The following is a 2199-nucleotide window of genomic DNA, read 5'->3' on the forward strand; positions in this document are numbered from 1 at the left end:
CCGTTACCAGCTCCGCCGCCTGCTCCGTTACCAGCTCCGCCGCCTGCTCCGTTACCAGCTCCGCCGCCTGCTCCGTTACCAGCGCCTTTACCGTTGCCGAGTCCTTTTGCTTTACCTTTCCATTTTGCTTGCGTTTTTGCCTTCGTTGCTGCTTTCTTCTCCGAATAGGAATAAGAAATCGATTGTAGCGTTTTAGCATCTACGGCTCCTGTTGTAGGCAAGCCATGAGTTTTTTGATAATATTTTACGCCGCGCACTGTAGAAGGCCCATAACGACCGTCAATTTTGCCAGAATAGCTGCCCAGGGATTTCAGCATGCCTTGAATAACATAGACATCTGGACCCTTCGCATTTTTGCCAATCGCTTGACCAGTATGAGGCATACTGAACATCAATGTAATCGCGAGTAATGCTGCGCCTATGTACCTTGCAGCAAACCTCCCAATCTTATTGCGTTGTTCATCCAAACCAATTGCCTTTTTATGCTGCTGCATGCAAAATACACCATCCTTTTGATTCTTGAATTTAACTCCCCCCTTACTATCCCCAAATATTTAATTTCATTCCATATTGAATCAATAAAAAAGCGGATCGCTTATTTGCGCTCCGCTACTCTTCTTCATCTTATTTGAAAATACTTATGCCAAACCACCGAGCTTGCACGAAATTTGTGATGCAGCTGCCTTTACATATTGGATCACATTAGGAATTTCATTCTCGTTAAGCCGATGGATAGGTCCTGCTGCAGATAAACTGGCTACGATTCGCTGCTGAGGATCAAAAATAGGGGCAGCAATTGCAAAAGCATCCGTATCCACCTCACCCAAAGTAAAGCAATAACCCGCTTCCCTAATACGATGCATTTCTTGCAAAAGCAAAGGCTTGCCGGCATCTTCGCCAAAAAGCTTGCACATCTCTTCAATAACTTTGTCATTTTCATTAGCGAGCAGCGTTTTCCCAGAAGCGCCTGAATTAAGCGGCAATATTCTTCCATTTTCAATAGAAAGCCTGATCAAACGTTTACTCGTTACATTTTCGATACAAATGGCTTTGGAACCGGAGCGGACAAAAAGCACCGTCGTTTCATTCGTAAGTGCGGTGAGATCCTCCATAATCGGCCTCGCGATCGTAAGAAGCTCCTTCTCGATTTGCTGCGATAAGCTTCTTGCCAAATCAAAAATACGCAGACCTAGACCAATTTGCCCTCTGCCCTTACGCTCTACGAAACCATTTTTTATAAGTGTTTGAATAAAACGATATGCGGTACTGTCGGGGATGCCTACCTTCTCCGCAATTTCACTAACCGTGAGCGTTGCTCCCGATTCAGCGAGTACGAATAAAATATCGATAGCACGTCCTAATGTTTGAGTTCCATTCATCATTGCACCTCAAAATATTTACAATAGTAGTCAATTATAAGGATCAGTATATCATACCCTTTGTTCTCCGCGTGCTCTGCGCATCGTTGATTTTTCAAATTGCAGCAAAATCGTATTTGTAGATAAAGCTAATAACGATACGAGCAGCGTGCCCCATACCATTTTTGGCACTGAGTTTTGATATAAGCCTTCGAATAAAATACCGCCTAACCCGCCGGCATTAATCCATGCCGCTATGGTTGCGATACCTATTACGGATACCGATGCTATACGAATGCCGCCAATGATGACAGGCAGTGCCAGCGGCAGCTCGATATGGACGAACAGCCTCCACTTGCCATAGCCCATTCCTTTGGCTGCTTCAATAATCGAAGGTTCAATCGATTGAAAGCCTGAAATGACATTTCGCACCAAAATCAGCTGACTATACACAACTAATGCGATAATCGCCGGCTTGCTGCCGAGGCCAACTAGCGGAATTAGCAAAGCGAACATCCCGAGGCTTGGAATCGCATAGATAATGCCTAGCACGGACAAAATAGGAACGGAAATCCGCCGATGCCTCGACAGCCAATACCCTAATGGCAGCGCAATAACAAGTGCGATAAATAACGAAACAAAGGTGAGATAAATATGCTCCAGCAACGAGGTTAATAAATCATCATAATGGCGGGTTAAATAGTCAATCATGCCTCTCACCTGCCGTTCTGCAGCTTCAATTGCTCAAGCGTTATTATTCCAATGATTTCATGCTCGGTATTTTCCACAACCACATAAGGAGCATTTTGCTGCAGCAGAATTTGAAGCGCCGACTTTAGAC

At 44.7% G+C, this 2199-nt stretch carries 3 protein-coding genes; all 3 read right to left on the bottom strand.

Features of this window, described 5'->3' with window-relative positions; all coding sequences use genetic code 11:
- The coding region (locus AC1DSE_RS34330; protein ID WP_477529023.1) for a peptidoglycan-binding domain-containing protein at positions 1 to 494 on the bottom strand (494 nt) is incomplete at its 3' end.
- 144 nt (positions 495 to 638) lie between these two features.
- On the bottom strand, positions 639 to 1382 hold the full coding sequence (locus AC1DSE_RS34335; RefSeq protein WP_256710970.1) for an IclR family transcriptional regulator: 744 nt from the start codon (positions 1380 to 1382) through the stop codon (positions 639 to 641).
- A 48-nt stretch (positions 1383 to 1430) separates the two neighbouring features.
- On the bottom strand, positions 1431 to 2069 hold the full coding sequence (locus AC1DSE_RS34340) for an ABC transporter permease (RefSeq protein ID WP_477509293.1): 639 nt from the start codon (positions 2067 to 2069) through the stop codon (positions 1431 to 1433).
- Positions 2070 to 2199 lie beyond the last annotated feature (130 nt).

Source organism: Paenibacillus sp. 01L418 (genome assembly GCF_056400045.1).